Origin of the sequence: Lysobacter ciconiae (genome assembly GCF_015209725.1) — a bacterium.
GTDB lineage: Bacteria > Pseudomonadota > Gammaproteobacteria > Xanthomonadales > Xanthomonadaceae > Novilysobacter > Novilysobacter ciconiae.
In genome coordinates, this window is the sequence record NZ_CP063656.1 from 201671 (window position 1) to 217626 (window position 15956).

Sequence of the window (15956 nt, forward strand, 5' to 3'; positions counted from 1 at the left end):
GTTCTGGCAAAAGATGGAGTTCCGCGGGCCCGCAAACGGCCCCGCAGGACGGCACTACTGCAAACCAACGCCAGCGCCGAGTCGGGTCGGCCATCGCGGCGCGGCCCCTTCGCTACAATCGCGTACTGCCCATCGTAACCGGATCGAACCCGTGCCCGTAACCGCCCCCGATGCACTCCGCCCCGTCGTCCTGCTGATCCTGGATGGCTGGGGCCACCGCGAGGAGCGCGAAGACAATGCGTTGGCCCAGGCGCACCTCCCCCACTGGCATGCGCTGCTGGCGAGCAGCCCGCACACGCTGATCCATACCGAGGGCCGGCATGTCGGCCTGCCGGACGGGCAGATGGGCAACTCGGAGGTCGGGCACATGAACCTGGGCGCCGGCCGGGTGGTGTACCAGGACCTGACCCGGATTGATGCGGCGATCGGGGAAGGCAGCTTTTTCCGCAACGCCGAGCTGCTGGCCGCCTGCACCGCGGCGCGCGACAATGCGGCGACGCTGCACCTGCTGGGCCTGCTCTCGCCGGGCGGCGTCCACAGCCACGAGGATCACCTGTTTGCCATGATCGACCTGGCCCGTCGCGAAGGTGTCGATCGGGTCGCGGTGCACGCCTTCCTCGACGGACGCGACATGCCGCCGCGCTCTGCCGCGCCGAGTCTCTCCCGGCTGCAAAGCGCCTGCGAGCACGCGGGCAACGCACGCATCGCCACGGTCTCGGGCCGCTACTACGCGATGGACCGGGATCGCCGCTGGGACCGCATGCGCAAGGCATGGGACGCAATCGTCGAAGGTCACGCGACCCAGCATGCCGACGACGCCGAAGCGGCGCTCGTCGCAGCCTACGCGCGCGGCGAGAACGACGAATTTGTCGAGCCGACCGTCATCGGCGCGCCGTCGCCGATCGTGGACGGCGATGCGGTGGTGTTCATGAACTTCCGCGCCGACCGCGCGCGCCAGCTCACGGCGGCATTCGTCGACCCCGATTTCGACGGCTTCCCGGCGCGCCGACCGGCGTTGTCGCGTTTCGTCTGCCTGACCGAGTACGACGCCAATTTGCCGGCGCAGGTGGCCTTCGGGGCGGAGGACCTGCACAACACGCTGGGCGAGGTGCTCGCCCACAACGGCCTGCGCCAGTTGCGGATCGCCGAGACCGAGAAGTACGCGCACGTCACCTTCTTCTTCAGCGGCGGCCGCGAGGCACCCTACGTGGGCGAAAGCCGCATCCTGATCCCCAGCCCGGACGTGGCCACCTACGACCTGCAGCCGGAGATGAGTTGCCCCGAGGTGACCCGCGAATTGGTTGCCGCGATTCGTTCCGGCGAGATCGACGTGGCCATCTGCAATATCGCCAACCCGGACATGGTCGGCCACAGCGGCAACCTGGAGGCGGCGATCAAGGCGGTGGAGGCGGTGGACGTGGCGATCGGTGCGATCGTGGCGGCGGTGCGCGAGGTCGGCGGGGCACTCTTGGTGACGGCCGATCACGGCAACGTGGAGATGATGCGCGACGCGGCCACCGGTCAGCCGCACACCTCGCACACCGTCGGGCCGGTTCCGCTGGTGTATGTCGGACCGCGACCCGCGGGGTTGCGCCCCGGCGGCTCCCTGCGCGACATCGCTCCGACCCTGCTCGACCTGCTGGGCCTGCCACGGCCGGCGGAGATGACCGGTCGCAGCCTGCTGACGGACGGGCGCGCGGACTGATGCGCAACGCGTGCGCCAGCGCCACCTTCGCACTGGCATTGGCGCTGCTGTGCCTGCTGCGGGCGCCGGCGCATGCGCAGGACCGCAACGATGCCGAGCGCAAGCTGCAATCGGCGAAGAAGGAGCTGAAGGCGGTCGCCAGCGAACGCCGGGAAGTCGAAGCCCGGCGGGGCGCCGCGACGCGCGAGCTGCGCCAGGCCGATGAGCGGGTCGCAGCCGCCAACCGGCGCCTGGTGGAAACCCGCCAAGCGCTGCAGGCCAGCAACCAGCGGATGGAGGAACTGCAGACCCGGCGTGCCGGCATGCAGGAGAAGCTGGCCGGCCGAAGGGACGAACTCGCCCGCCTGCTGCGGGCCGCGTACGCGCAGGGCGACGCCGCGCCGCTGAAGGTCCTGCTGGCCCAGGACCGCGTTGCCGATGCCAACCGGCTGCTCGCCTACCACCGCTATCTGCAGGCCGACCGTGCGGCGCGGATCAAGGAACTGGGCGATCAGATGGCCGGGCTGGATGAGGTGGAGCGCGAGATTGTCCAGCGGCGCGCCGAGCTGGATGCGCAGATCGCCCAGCAGGCGCAACAGGTCGCCGAGCTGGAAAAGGAACGCAAGGATCGGGGCACCCTGGTCGCGACCCTGGACAAGACCTACAAGGATCGCCAGAGCCGCGAAAAGGCTCTGGGCCGCGATGTGCAGGGATTGGAGCAGGTGCTCAAGCAACTGCGCGCCGCCGCCGCGCGCGCCGAGGCCCAGCGCAAGGCCGCCGCGGCGAAGGCCGAGCGCGAAGCCCGTGAAGCGCGCGAGCAGGCCAGACGCGCCGGCCAACCGGCACCTCCGCGAGCGCCCACGCGACCGGTCGCCGCCGCCAGCGGTCCCAGCGTGGGCGGCGCGGGATGGCCGCTGAGCGGCAGCCTCCTCGCCGGCTACGGCGGCAAGCTTCCCGACGGCCGCCCCAGCCAGGGCATGCTGATCGGCGCCAACGCCGGTACCTCGGTGCAGGCGGTAGCGGACGGCACCGTGGTGTATGCCGAATGGATGAGCGGCTTTGGCCTGATCCTCATCATCGATCACGGCAACGGTTACATGAGCCTGTACGCGCACAACGATGCGGTGCTCCGCGACGCCGGTGATGCGGTGCGTCGCGGCGACCCGGTGTCCACCGTGGGCACCTCGGGTGGCCACGGCCGGCCGGCGCTGTATTTCGAACTGCGCCGCAATGGCGATCCGGTAAACCCGGATGTCTGGCTGAAGCGCTGAGCACGGCCTGCCACGCTTTACGAAAAATTGGGGCGCCGCGGACTACCGTGGTGTCCATCGGCGCGCCGCACCGCCTGCGCCCAACTCTCTGCCCCTGGAGTTTGTTCATGTCCATGCGCCACCTGAGTCCGCTTGTCCTTGCCATTGCCGTGGCGCTGTTGCACCCCGCAGTCGCGGCGCCGGCCGGTGCGCCCCAGGATCCGGTCCCCGAGCAGGGTCCGCCGGCCGCGGAGCAGACCGTCACGGCGGACGCGCGCACCGACCAGAGCAGCGATTCCAAGGTGCCGCTGGAGGAGATCCGCCGATACGTGGCGGTCTACAAGGCCATCAAGGCCGCCTACGTCGAGCCGGTGGACGACCACGTGCTGATGCAGTCGGCCATCCGAGGCCTGTTGCTGGACCTGGATCCGCACAGCGCCTACCTGGAGGGCGACGCGGCGGAGAACTTCAACGAGCAGTCGCGTGGCAATTACGAGGGGATCGGTGTGGAGATCCAGCGCCAGCCCGACGGCACCCTGCGGGTGATCGCGCCGATCGACGATACGCCGGCCGCTCGCGCCGGCATCAAGTCCGGCGACCTGATCGTGGCCGTGGACGGCGCGCCGCTGACGCCCTCCGACGAGGCGGCCACGTCCCTGCGCGGTGAGGCCGGCACCACCCTGGAGCTGACCGTCATCCGCGACGGCGAGACCGAGCCGCTGACCATCAAGGTCCAGCGCCAGACGATCCGGATTGCCAGCGTGCGCACGCGAATGCTGGAGCCGGGATACGGCTACGTGCGTGTGAGCGCGTTCCAGGCCGACACGGCGGCCGAGTTCGAGCGCCAGCTCGGCGAACTCGCCCAGAAGGCCGGCGGCAAATTGCGCGGCCTGGTCCTGGACCTGCGCAGCAATCCCGGGGGGCTGCTCACCGCCGCGGTGCAGATCGCCGACTCCCTGCTCGAGCAGGGCACGATCGTCAGCACCCGCGGCCGGATCGCGATCAGCGATGCGGTGTTCGGCGCCACACCGGGCGATCGCCTGGCCGGCGCCCCCGTGGTGGTGCTGGTGGATGCGGGCTCGGCCAGCGCGTCGGAGGTACTGGCCGGTGCCCTGGCCGACAACGGCCGCGCGCTGGTCATGGGCAGCCGCACCTTCGGCAAGGGTTCGGTGCAGACCCTGCTGCCGCTGGACAATGGCGACTCGGTCAAGCTCACTACCGCCCGCTACTACACGCCCAGCGGCAAATCCATCCAGGCGCTGGGCATCGTGCCCGACATTGTGCTCAAGCCCGACGCGGACGCCGGCAATGGCGGCCGCAAGGGTTACACGGAGGCCAGCCTGCCGGGCCATCTGGGCATCGAGGGCGGTGGCGCCGATGACGCGATGCAGGGCGAGGTGCTGGAAGGCGACAGCTACATCGACCTGGCGCTGGCAGAACTGAAGAAACTTCCCGCTGGGTCGTTGCCGAAGCCGGCGGTGGAGAACACCAAGGGCGCGAGAGTCCCCGCTCAGTAACCGCGTCGGCGGCGCAGGCGGCGGGCAATCCCGGCCCGCGCAATCAGGGCGAACGCACCGCCGAAGGCAAACCCGGCCACGTGCGCGGACCATGCGACCGCGCCAAATGCCGGGCCGATGTAGGTAAACACCACCTGCAGCAGCGCCCACACGCCGATCAGCAGCGGGGCGGGCATCTTGACGAACTGCAGGAACAGGCCCAGCGGCACCACCACACCCAGGCGAGCGCCCGGAAACAGCGCCAGGTAGGCGCCGATCAGGGCCGACACCGCGCCGCTGGCACCGATGATCAGCCGGTCCGGCGTGGAGATCGCCAGCACCGCGGCCAGGTTGGCCACCGCCCCGCCCAGCAGGAACAGCAGCACGAACCGCCACGGTCCCATCGCCCGTTCGGCAGGCAGGCCGAAGATGAGCAGGAACACCAGGTTGCCCAGCAGATGGGCCCAGTCGGCGTGCAGGAACAGCGCGCTCACCAGCCGCAGCAGATTTCCGTCTGCCAACGAATCGCGCCACGCCATCGGCGTGGTCAGCCCGCCCGAAAGCGCTCCCCACTCCAGCAGCAGCGCGTGTTGCTCGCTCGCCGGCAGCAATGCGCCCCAGGTGAAGCACAGCCACAGCGCGGCGAACAGCAACGGTGTTGCCCATCGCAGTGGCGGCTTCTGGCGCGAGGGAATCGCAATGAACACGTCGGGCACCGGATCCGGGGAACACGATGATACGGGTCGCCGCGCGCAGCCTTGCCGGGCCAGGCCGGGCGGCCGCAGCATACCGTGACGTACGTCATTGTTAGCGCAACGTTAATTGCCGCGTTATAGTGCGGGCGGCGCCCTATGGCGGCAACCCCGGCGCGTGCCGGACACCGGCCCCCGCCGGTGCTCCAGGCAGGCGCGAAAACCCGTTCCGGAGAGAGAATTCCCATGCAGCATGCACACAGCATCACCCGCCTGACGGCACTGGTCATCGGCATCGCCGGAGCGCTGGCGATGGGGCACGCCCACGGCGCCGCCTTCCAGCTCAAGGAAAACAGCGCCAAGGGACTGGGCCGGGCGTTTGCCGGTTCCACCAGCGCCCCCGGCGATGCCTCGGTGGTCGCGACCAACCCGGCCGCGATGCGCCACCTGGACGGCCGCCAGATCCAGGCCGACCTGAGCGCGATCAGCTTCTCGGCGGATTTTGAAGGCAGCGGCCGCCACGTCGGCCCGACCGGCCCGGGCACCGGCATGCCGGTTTCCGGTGGCAACGGCGGCGACGCCGGCATGATCGCGCCCGTCCCGGCGGCGTATTTCCATATGCCGATGGGCGAGAGCGCGCACTTCGGTGTCTCGCTGACCGCGCCGTTCGGCTTCAAGACCGACTACGACCGCAACTGGGTCGGCCGCTACCAGGGCGTCACCACCGACCTGAAGGCCATCGACCTGGGACTGTCGGCGTCCTACGACGTCAACCCCTACCTCTCCTTCGGCGCCTCGGTGTTCGTTGAGCACCTGACCATCGAGTTGAGCAACGCGATCGACTTCGGCACCGCGATCTACGCCCAGGGCGGCGGCGCGGCCGGCTTCGCGCCCGGCAACGCCGATGGCTTCGTCACCATCGAAGGCGACAACAACGCGGTGGGTTACACCATCGGCGGCCTGTTCAGCCCGAGCGAGAACACCCACATCGGCCTGAGCTACCGGTCCAAGGTCAAGCACAAGATCACCGGTGGCGACGCGGACTTCACCGTGCCTGCCAACGCGGCCGCGTTCCTGTCGGTCTACGCCCCGGGCCAGTACGTCGACACCAAGGGCCGTGCCGAGCTGACCCTGCCGGCATCGGCGACGCTCAGCGTCACCCACAACGTCAACGACCGCTGGTCGGTGATGGGCGACGTGTCGCGCACCGCGTGGAAGACCTCGTTTGACTCGGTGACCCTGCAGTTCGATTCGGCCCAGGCCGACAACGTCCTGGCGTTCAAGTACGACGACACCACGTTTATCTCGCTGGGCACCGAGTACCGGATGAGCGACACCGTCACCCTGCGCGGCGGCGTTGCCTACGACGAGACCCCGACCAGCGACGCGCACCGCGACGTGCGCGTGCCGGACGTGACCCGCAAGTGGCTGTCGCTGGGCGTCGGCTGGACTCCGTCGGAGCGCATGGAGTTCAACGTCGGTTACACGCACCTTTTCACCAAGGATCCGACCATCAACAACGTATCGGCCACCGCCAGCACCCTGGTCGGCAGCTACGACGTCGGCGGCGACATCCTGGCGGCCTCGATCAACTACAAGTTCTGATCGATTCCATCTGCTGAAGAAAGCCCCGCTCCGGCGGGGTTTTTTTTCGCCAGGACGTGCAGGATCAAGGAAAGCGCCGTCGCGGGATACCAGATTCCGGTCGGTGTATCCGCATGCGGCGGTGGCGCATCGGCGGCTCTGAGGGTGGCGTCCAGTCCGCTGTCCTGGGCGTAGATCGGCGCGTCCACTGCCAAGGGACGAGCGCGCGGAAGCTCACGATGCAACGTCTGGTAGAGCACCATCGCATTGAGAAGCGTCAGATCGCGTCCCGGATGCATGCCTTCGGTGGCGAACCATTCCAGTTCCGGCTTCGTTGCGATGAGCTCGCGCAGCGTCTCGGATACTTCGGCATAACCCATTCCCGCCGCGTTGCTCGCCGCGGTCTCCGCCGCAACCAGCTGCTTTGAGACCTCGGGCTTTGGCTGGTAGCTGCCCAGCATGACGCCGCTGACGCCGTGTTTTCTGGCGATGCCCGCCAAAGTCATCGTTGCCTCACGCGATTCGACACAGGAGTCGGGGCCGAACGAGCACAGCAGGTCGCCGCCTCGTTCCTGGATCACCAGTGTGTCGTAGCGTCCAGTCTGCAATGCCTGCTCCACCTGGCCGTCTGCGACTCGCTGCGCCAACGTGGCGCCGCCCTCCACGATCATATCGCTCGACGCCGGGTGACCGTTCGCCGTGCTCAGTGCTGCGTACACAGCAGGGGTGTTGCCATAGTAGGTAAGGCTGTTACCGACGAACAGCACCTCGTGTACGCGGGGTTTGGGCTCCGCTGCGGGACATGCCGCGGCGGCGAGAAAGAGCGCCAGCACCAGCCGCAGGCCTGATCGAATAGTCAAATGCTCTTGCTCCTTGGGACGTTCGTGCCGATGCTTCGGCCCTCCAGGCGTCAGCATGCAGTTGCCGACGCGTTGCCGGCAAGCTGGCCGCGCGCTAGGCTGATCGTCAGATTTCATGGAAGAGAAAAGGAATATGCGGATACCAACGGCAGTGCTGGCCATCGCGATGATGTGCCTCGGTCCTGTGGCGGCGAAGGAAAAGCCGGCGCCTGTCTACGAACTGCAGGCGACTGGGACAATCGAGATTGGGCCCGATGGGCAGGTCGCCGACTACCATCTGGACAAGGGGCAGCCGGCGGCGATCGAAAACGCACTGGGCCGCAACATCGCCCAGTGGCGTTTCGAGCCCATCGTGATGGACGGCAAGCCGGTGATTGCTAAAACCCGGATGCGGCTTTCCCTTGAGGCGCTGCCGACGCCGGGGGAGGACTACCAGTTGCGCGTGAGCGGGGTGTCGTTTGGCGAGCCCACCCGCGACCGCCACCATGTGGCTCCCCCGCGATATCCGGAAGGGCTTGCGAGGGCCGGCATCGGAGCCAAGGCGGTACTGGTGTTGAAGCTGAACGCCGACGGCAGCGTGCAGCAGGCCCATGCCCAGCAGGTCAGCCTGAGCCAGAATTCCGGAACCGACTCGCAGGCGGACCGTTGGCGCGACGAGTTTGCAAAGGCGAGCATTGCCGCTGCCAGGAAGTGGAAGTTCGACATCAGCGAGACCGTTGCCGGGGCTCCCATCGGAACCACGATCAAGGTGCCCGTCGAGTACTTTTTGAACGGATCCACCGCGCGGACGACCGAACCTGGCGCCAACGAGTGGCGCCGTTACATTCCCGGACCGGTGATCCGCGCGCCCTGGCTCGATGCGGCGCCTATCGCCGACCACGATGGAGATCAGCTCAAGGATGGCGAGGTGCGATCGCTCGCGTCGCGATTCAAGCTGAGGGACGAGGTGGTCGGAAGTCTTCTCTAGTCGGGCGCCTGAAGTCACACCGGGAGGCACAAGTTCCGGAGCTGCGCATCCGATGCCATTTGCTCACAGAGTCCAATAAAAAACGCCCCGCAATGCGGGGCGTTTCTTATCCGCGACGCGCCTGGGTCAGCGCTTCATCGAGGAGAAGAACTCGTCGTTGGACTTGGAGCTCTTCATCTTGTCGAGCAGGAACTCCATCGCGCCGATCTCGTCCATGCCGTGCAGCAGCTTGCGCAGGATCCAGATCTTCTGCAGCAGCTCGGGCTCGATCAGGTAATCCTCGCGGCGGGTGCCGGAGCGGTTGATGTCGATCGCCGGGTACACGCGCTTCTCGGCGATGCGGCGGCTCAGGTGCACCTCGGAGTTGCCGGTGCCCTTGAATTCCTCGTAGATCACCTCGTCCATCTTGCTGCCGGTATCGACCAGCGCGGTGGCGATGATGGTCAGGCTGCCGCCTTCCTCGACGTTGCGGGCCGCGCCGAAGAACCGCTTGGGGCGGTGCAGCGCGTTGGCGTCGACGCCGCCGGACAGCACCTTGCCCGAGCTGGGCAGGACGTTGTTGTAGGCGCGGGCCAGACGGGTGATGGAGTCGAGCAGGATCACCACGTCCTTCTTGTGCTCGACCAGGCGCTTGGCCCGCTCGATCACCATCTCGGCGACCTGCACATGGCGCGCGGCCGGCTCGTCGAACGTGGAGCTGATCACCTCGCCGCGCACGGTGCGCTGCATCTCGGTGACTTCCTCGGGCCGCTCGTCGATCAGCAGCACGATCATGTGCACGTCCGGATGGTTGTGGCTGATCGCGGTGGCGATCTGCTGCATCATCATCGTCTTGCCGGCCTTGGGCGGGCTGACAATCAGGGCGCGCTGGCCCTTGCCCTGCGGGGCCATCAGGTCGAGGATCCGGCCGGTGATGTCCTCGGTGGAACCGTCGCCGCGCTCAAGGTGGAACTTGCGGCGCGGGAACAGCGCTGTCAGGTTCTCGAACAGGACCTTGTTCTTGGACGCTTCCAGCGGCTCGCCGTTGATCGTATCCACGATCGAGAGGGCGAAATAGCGCTCGCCGTCCTTCGGGAACCGGATCCGGCCCGACAGATGGTCGCCGGTGCGCAGGTTGAAGCGGCGGATCTGGCTGGGCGAGATGTAGGTATCGTCCGGGCCGGCCAGGTAGGAGGCTTCGGCGGCGCGCAGGAAACCGAATCCGTCGGGCAGGATCTCCAGCACGCCATCGGCGGCGACGCCCTCGCCATGGCGGGTGAGCACCTTGAGCACGGCGAAGATGACGTCCTGCTTGCGGGCGCGGGCGACACCTTCGGAGATGTTCAGCTGCTCGGCGATTTCCAGCAGCTTGTGCGCCGGCATGCGCTTGAGGTCGCCCAGCGAATAGGTGGGGAAGCCCTCTGGCACCTGCGGGTTGGAACGCGGAATGAACGGCTCGTTGCCGCCGTCGTCGCTGGGCAGGCCGTCGCGCGGGCCGCCCCGGCCACCGCCACCGCCACCACCGCCGCCGCCGCCGCCACGCTCGCGCTTGCTGCGGAACCGTTCGCGGCGGTTGTTGCTGCGGCCGCCGTCCTGGTCACGGTGCTGGCGGTCGCGGGGTGGACGCGGGTTGCCGTCGCCGCCGGGACCGCCGTTCTCCTGGCCCTTGCCGTGCTGGTCGCCGCTGTCCTGGCGGGCAGCATCGCCGCCGCCGGACGCGGGTGCCGCAGCGGGGGCCGCATCCCTGGGCTTGCTCGCCGGCGCGGTGTCGCCTCCAGCCGCTGCCGATTCCGGCTTCGCCGCAGGCTTGGGAGCCGGTTTGGGTGCCTGCGCGGCGGGCGCGGCGTCGGCCTTCGGTGCAGCCGGCGCGGACGCGGGAGCGGCCGGGGCGGGAGGTGCGGGCTTCGCGACCTCGGGCTTGGCGGCCGGCGTCATCGGCAGTTCGCTCTGCGGCGAATCGGCCTTGGCAGCCGTGGTTTTGCTCACGCGCGTCTTGCGCACGCGCTTTTCGGCGATGTCGCCGGCGTCGGGGGTGTTTTCGGACAAGCGGGTATTCCTCGCTAAGCGGCGAGCGCCCGCGAAAGGCGGGCGAAGCGTCAGGGACGTTGGATTCGGTAAACAGGTGCGGCGGGGAACCGACTTCAGCAGGCCATTATGGCTGGCACGCGGAGGTCGTTCAGGCACCGGGTCCTGCGAAACTAGCACTGCCACGGGCCCGGCTGCAAGCGTTGCAGGCAAATGCCGCGGCCCATCGGTTCAGTTGCGGGCGACCCCGGCCGGAGCCCGCCCGCGCCAAGGCGCTCAGAGCGCCTTGTCGATCATCTGCGCCAGCTGGCCCTTGCCGACTGCACCGATCTGGGTTTCCTGGATCTGGCCGTCCTTGAACAGCAGGAGCATCGGGATCGAGCGCACGTGGTACTTGAGCGCGGTGGCCTGGTTGTGGTCGACGTTGATCTTGGCGATCTTGACGCGGCCGGCGTAGGTCTCGGCCAGCTCGTCCAGGGCGGGCGCGATCATCTTGCACGGACCGCACCACTCGGCCCAGAAGTCGACCAGGACCGGCTCGGTGGATTGCAGCACGACGGATTCGAAGTCGGCGTCGCCGACCTGGATGGTTTTCTCGCTCACGGATGACTCCTGCGTGGGTGGGATGCCGGCGCGTTGGCGGCCGGGCTGGCGATGGCGCGTGATGGAAGCACGTCCGGCAAGCGTAGCGCGGCGTGCGCGACGCTGTTGTCAGCGTGCATGCGTTAAACTGGGGTGTTTGGCGGGCGCTATCAAGCCCGCACGCTGCGGTCAGGGATGAAACTGGCCGACCCCGGCAGTCTGCAAGCCAGCTGCCATCCACGCAAGCGCAGCTCCCTGCGCGCGATCTCCCGGACCCCTATGACCGACCGCCCGAGCGACAAGCCACTTACCGACATCACCTTTGACTCCTTTGACCTGCATCCGCGCCTGCTGGCCGGGCTGGAGCTGGCCGGATTCACCCGCTGCACCCCGATCCAGGCGATGAGCCTGCCCGTCGCGCTCAAGGGCGGCGACGTTGCCGGCCAGGCGCAGACCGGCACCGGCAAGACCCTGGCGTTCCTGGTGGCGACCATCAACCGCCTGCTGACCAAGCCGGCCCTGGCCGATCGCAAGCCCGGCGATCCGCGCGCGCTGATCCTCGCGCCGACCCGCGAGCTGGCGATCCAGATCCACAAAGATGCCGTCAAGCTGGGCCCCGAGGTCGGACTGACCTTCGCCCTGGTCTATGGCGGCGTGGATTACGACAAGCAGCGCGAACTGCTGCAGCAGGGCGTGGACGTGATCATCGCCACTCCGGGCCGGCTGATCGACTACGTCAAGCAGCACAAGGTGGTGAGCCTGCACGCGTGCGAGGTGTGCGTGCTGGACGAGGCCGACCGGATGTTCGACCTGGGCTTCATCAAGGACATCCGCTTCTTGCTGCGGCGGATGCCGGCCTGCACCGAGCGCCAGACCCTGCTGTTCTCGGCCACGCTCAGCCACCGCGTTCTGGAGCTGGCCTACGAGCACATGAACGAGCCGGAAAAGCTGGTGGTGGAGTCGGAATACATCACCGCCTCGCAGGTCCGCCAGCTGCTGTATTTTCCCGCCGACGAGGAGAAGATCCCGCTGCTGCTGGGCTTGCTGTCGCGCAGCGAAGGCGCGCGCACGATGGTGTTCGTCAACACCAAGGTGTGGGTCGAGCGCGTTGCGCGTGCGCTGGAGAAGGGCGGCTACCGGGTCGGCGTGCTCTCGGGCGACGTGCCGCAGAAGAAGCGCGAGTCGCTGCTGGCCAAGTTCCAGAAGGGCCAGCTCGAAGTCCTGGTCGCCACCGACGTGGCCGCGCGTGGCCTGCACATCGACGGCATCAAGTACGTCTACAACTACGACCTGCCCTTCGACGCCGAGGACTACGTCCACCGCATCGGCCGTACCGCACGGCTGGGCGAGGAGGGCGACGCGATCAGCTTCGCCTGCGAGCGCTACGCGATCGGCCTGCCGGATATCGAGGCCTACATCGAACAGAAGATCCCCAGCGCCCGCGTCGAGCCCGAGTTGCTGATACCGCTGCCGCGGCCGGTGCGGGAGAAGGTCGCCGGCGAAGAAGAGGAAAGCGTCGGCGCGATCTTCAAGGAAGCGCGCGAGGCGCGGGCGGCCGAGGAAGAGCGTCGTGGCGGCGGTCGCAGCCGCAGCGGCGAGGGCGGAGGGCGCGGAAGTGCCGGCCGTCGCGATCGGGGGCCGGCGACGCCGCGTCGTCCGCGCAGGGAGCATCCGCAGGACAGCGGTGCGGCGCCGTCTCCAGCCGCCGGCGACAACGCCGCGTCCGCCGCTTCCACCGTGCCGGCACAGGCCGCGACCGTCACCGCCGCTTCGAGCAGCGTGGCGGCAGCGCCGGGCATCGACGCGGGTGCCGGCACCGGCAGCGATCCGGCGCGCGCGCCGCGCAAGCGTCGCCGGCGTCGCGGCGGCCGCAAGACCGAGGGGCAGCCGGCCGAGGCTGGCCAGCAGGCGCAAGGATCGACCGGCCAGGCCAAGGCGCCGCAAGCCCCGTCGCAGCCGTCACACCCATCGCAGCCATCCGTCGCTGCTGCCACTGCCGCCCGGCCGGCTGGCTCGGCCCCGCCGGCACAGCCCAAGCCGGCAGTGCCCAACGGCGAGCGCAAGCTGCACCAGGTGCCGGCCAACAAGGCCGCACCGCGTCCCGCACCCGCGCCGGCCGTGCAGTCCAGGCCCGGACTGCTGGGTCGCATCGGCAAGCGCCTGAAATCGCTGGTCGGCGGCGACTCCTGAGCCGGAACTGATCACAGGCCTGCGCGCGGCGTTTGCACGCGCGTGCAGATCCGGGTGCGGACACCGCGCGGCGCTGGCCATCGCGCGGTGCGGCGTCGATACTTGCCAACGATGAACCGGATGGGGCCGCGATGAGCGTTTTGCGCTTCGACAATGTCAGCAAGCACTACGACGGCGGCCGCAAGGCGCTGGAGGACGTCAGCTTCGAGGTTGCCGCAGGCGAGATGCTGTTCCTCACCGGCCACTCCGGCGCCGGCAAAAGTACCCTGCTGAAACTGATCCATCTGGCCGAGCGGCCCACCCGCGGGACGGTGCTGTTCGGCGAGCGCAACCTGCAGCGCGTGCGCGGCAGCAAGGTCGCGCTGCATCGCCGCGGCGTCGGTGTCGTCTTCCAGGATCACCGGCTGCTCGCCGATCGCAGCGTGGCCGACAACGTCGCCCTGCCGCTGTTGCTGCAGGGCCTGCGCCGGCAGGAAATCGTCAAGCGCGTGCGCGCGGTGCTCGACCGCGTGAGCCTGGGCGCCCGGGCAGAGGCGCTGCCGTCGCAACTCTCCGCCGGAGAGCAGCAGCGCGTCGGCATCGCCCGCGCCATCGTCGGCGAGCCGCCCCTGCTGGTGGCCGACGAGCCGACCGGCAACCTGGATCCGACCCTGTCGGCGGAAATCATGACTTTGTTCGAGTCGCTGCCCGAGCGCGGCACCAGCGTGCTGGTCGCCAGTCACGACCTGGCCCTGGTCAAGCGGATGCGCAAGCGCGTGCTGGTGCTCAACCAGGGCCAGCTGGTGGACGACATCGATCCGGAGGACCTGGCCGAATGAGCACATCGATCGCCAGCCCGGTGCCGGTGCGCCGCAGCGGCCCGGGCGCCTGGTTTGACCATCACGTCTACAGCCTGCTGGCCAGCCTCGGCCGGATGGCGCGCAAGCCATGGTCGACCGCGTTGACCATCGGCGTGATGGCGCTGGCCCTCGCCCTGCCGCTGGGGCTGTGGTCGGCACTGTCCAACGTGGAGCGCTTCGCCGGCGATGTGCAGGAAGCGCGGCAGATCAGCGTTTTCCTCAAGACCGCTACCAGCGAGGTGGATGCCGGCGCGCTGGCCGAATCCCTGCGCTCGCGCGCCGACGTGGCGGCGGTGGACTGGCGCAGCCCCGATCAGGGCCTGACGGAGCTGCGCGGCGTGCCCGGCCTGGGCGAGACCATCGATGCACTGGACGCCAACCCGCTGCCGCACCTGCTGGTGATCACCCCGGCGCATGACGAAGTCGCGCTGGCCGCGGCGCTGGCGCAGATGCCACAAACCGACCTGGTCCAGCACGACGCCGCCTGGCGCGAGCGACTGGACGGCTGGCTGCGCTTTGGCGGGCGGCTGGCGTGGGTGCTGGCGGCCATGCTCGGGCTGGGCGCGCTGCTGGTGGTCGGCAACACCGTGCGACTGGACATCCAGCAGCGCACCAGCGAGATCGGCATCCTGCAACTGCTCGGCGCGACCGATGGGTTCATCCGCCGTCCATTCCTCTACCTGGGCCTGGGCTATGGCTTGCTGGCCGGCGTGTTTGCCCTGGCAATGCTCACCGCCGCCGACGCCGCCCTGCGCCCGCCGCTGGCGGAACTGGCGCGCAGCTACGGCAGCGACTTCGCCCTGCGCGGCTTCCCCGCCCTCGAGGCAGGCGGAGTGCTCGTCTGCGCCGCGATCCTGGGCTGGCTGGGGGCGTGGCTGGTGACCGGTCACTACCTGCGCCAGACCCGGCCGACCGACACATGAGCGTCCCAGGCGCCCCGGCCAATGTGGACAAGCTGCGGCACATGGCGGGAACCGCGCCGCGCGTGATGGTGGTCGACGGCTCGCGGGTCGTGCGCCGCCTGATCGGCGATGTCCTGAGCCGCGAGTTGCCCGATGTCCGCGTGGTGCCGTGCGCGGGTATCGCCGAGGCGACCCGGGCGCTGGCCGAAGGGCCGGTGGACCTGGTCACCACCTCGCTCGCGCTGCCCGACGGCGACGGCATCGACCTGGCGCGCGCGGTCCGCGACGCGGCCGGGCAGAGCTACGTTCCGGTGATCGTGGTGTCCGGCGACGCGCAGTCGCACCTGGAGTCGCGCCAGTTCACCGAGGACGTCACCGACTACTTCGACAAGTCCCTCGGCCACGCCGCGCTGGCGACTTTCATCCGCGGCTACGTGCAGCCCGAACCGGTGCCCGGCGCCCGCGTCCTCTACGTCGAGGACAGCCGCGTGGTCGCGTTGGCAACCAAGCGCATGCTCGAGCGCCAGCAGCTGCAGGTCACCCATTTCACCGGGGTCGAGGAGGCGCTGGAGTATCTGGAGGCGCATCGCGGCCAGGCCGATCCGGGCACCAACCTGGTGCTGACCGACGTCTACCTGAAAGGCGAGCTGGAGGGCAGCGACCTGCTTGACCGGATCCGCAACGACTTCGGCTACGGCAAGCGACGGCTGCCGGTGCTGGTGATGACCGGCGATGCAAACGCCGACAACCAGAGCGCGCTGCTACGCGCGGGTGCGAACGACCTGGTGCTCAAGCCCATCGAGGAGCGCCTGCTGATCACCAAGACCCTGTTCCAGCTGCGGTTGGCGAAACTGGCCTGAAGCTTCGGCTGTGGTTCAGCGAAATCACGATTGACTCATGCCGGCG

At 68.8% G+C, this 15956-nt stretch carries 12 protein-coding genes and 1 pseudogene; 9 read left to right on the forward strand and 4 right to left on the reverse strand.

The genetic code is table 11. The features are described 5' to 3' along the window. The first annotated feature begins 151 nt into the window (after positions 1 to 151). The 3 genes and pseudogenes from gpmI to INQ41_RS00915 all read left to right on the forward strand — a co-directional run. Positions 152 to 1705 (forward strand): 2,3-bisphosphoglycerate-independent phosphoglycerate mutase, encoded by a 1554-nt coding sequence (gpmI, locus tag INQ41_RS00905; RefSeq protein ID WP_228076649.1) that lies wholly within the window; start codon positions 152 to 154, stop codon positions 1703 to 1705. Continuing rightward, a complete protein-coding gene (locus INQ41_RS00910; RefSeq protein WP_193985426.1) occupies positions 1705 to 2955 on the forward strand; it encodes a murein hydrolase activator EnvC family protein in 1251 nt (416 codons plus the stop codon). The genes gpmI and INQ41_RS00910 overlap by 1 nt, the downstream gene beginning before the upstream one ends. A 113-nt stretch (positions 2956 to 3068) precedes the next feature. After that, a pseudogene (locus INQ41_RS00915) lies at positions 3069 to 4448 on the forward strand (S41 family peptidase); the annotation flags it as partial. Here INQ41_RS00915 and INQ41_RS00920 read toward each other — a convergent pair. Further along, positions 4445 to 5137, reverse strand: coding sequence for a rhomboid family intramembrane serine protease (locus INQ41_RS00920; RefSeq protein WP_193985429.1), 693 nt, complete (start codon positions 5135 to 5137; stop codon positions 4445 to 4447). The pseudogene INQ41_RS00915 and the gene INQ41_RS00920 overlap by 4 nt on opposite strands. Before the next feature lie 231 nt (positions 5138 to 5368). On the opposite strand from INQ41_RS00920, the gene INQ41_RS00925 reads away from it, so the two are divergent. Continuing rightward, positions 5369 to 6727: an outer membrane protein transport protein gene (locus tag INQ41_RS00925; protein WP_193985430.1), complete on the forward strand. Its 1359-nt coding sequence runs from the start codon at positions 5369 to 5371 to the stop codon at positions 6725 to 6727. Here INQ41_RS00925 and INQ41_RS00930 read toward each other — a convergent pair. Then, a complete protein-coding gene (locus INQ41_RS00930) occupies positions 6715 to 7566 on the reverse strand; it encodes a hypothetical protein (protein WP_193985432.1) in 852 nt (283 codons plus the stop codon). The two genes, INQ41_RS00925 and INQ41_RS00930, sit on opposite strands and share 13 nt — an antisense overlap. 115 nt (positions 7567 to 7681) lie before the next feature. On the opposite strand from INQ41_RS00930, the gene INQ41_RS00935 reads away from it, so the two are divergent. Continuing rightward, complete coding sequence (locus INQ41_RS00935) at positions 7682 to 8533, forward strand: energy transducer TonB (protein ID WP_228076650.1); 852 nt, start codon at positions 7682 to 7684, stop codon at positions 8531 to 8533. A gap of 126 nt (positions 8534 to 8659) precedes the next feature. Here the strand turns inward: INQ41_RS00935 and rho are convergent, their stop codons facing one another. Next, positions 8660 to 10447, reverse strand: a complete 1788-nt coding sequence (rho, locus tag INQ41_RS00940; RefSeq protein ID WP_407074254.1) for a transcription termination factor Rho — start codon at positions 10445 to 10447, stop codon at positions 8660 to 8662. A gap of 366 nt (positions 10448 to 10813) precedes the next feature. Then, positions 10814 to 11140 (reverse strand): thioredoxin, encoded by a 327-nt coding sequence (gene trxA, locus INQ41_RS00945; RefSeq protein WP_193985436.1) that lies wholly within the window; start codon positions 11138 to 11140, stop codon positions 10814 to 10816. A 258-nt stretch (positions 11141 to 11398) separates the two neighbouring features. Between trxA and rhlB the strand changes: the two genes are divergently transcribed. The 4 genes from rhlB (at position 11399) to INQ41_RS00965 (ending at position 15910) form a co-directional block, all read left to right on the forward strand. Further along, positions 11399 to 13309, forward strand: coding sequence for an ATP-dependent RNA helicase RhlB (rhlB, locus tag INQ41_RS00950; RefSeq protein WP_193985438.1), 1911 nt, complete (start codon positions 11399 to 11401; stop codon positions 13307 to 13309). Between the two features lie 131 nt (positions 13310 to 13440). Further along, positions 13441 to 14127 carry a cell division ATP-binding protein FtsE gene (gene ftsE, locus INQ41_RS00955; RefSeq protein ID WP_193985440.1) on the forward strand — a complete coding sequence of 229 codons (687 nt, stop codon included), beginning with the start codon at positions 13441 to 13443 and terminating at the stop codon, positions 14125 to 14127. Positions 14128 to 14135: 8 nt separating this feature from the next. Next, positions 14136 to 15071, forward strand: a complete 936-nt coding sequence (gene ftsX / locus INQ41_RS00960) for a permease-like cell division protein FtsX (RefSeq protein WP_407074255.1) — start codon at positions 14136 to 14138, stop codon at positions 15069 to 15071. A gap of 41 nt (positions 15072 to 15112) precedes the next feature. Beyond that, on the forward strand, positions 15113 to 15910 hold the full coding sequence (locus tag INQ41_RS00965; RefSeq protein ID WP_407074256.1) for a response regulator: 798 nt from the start codon (positions 15113 to 15115) through the stop codon (positions 15908 to 15910). The last annotated feature ends 46 nt before the right edge of the window (positions 15911 to 15956 follow it).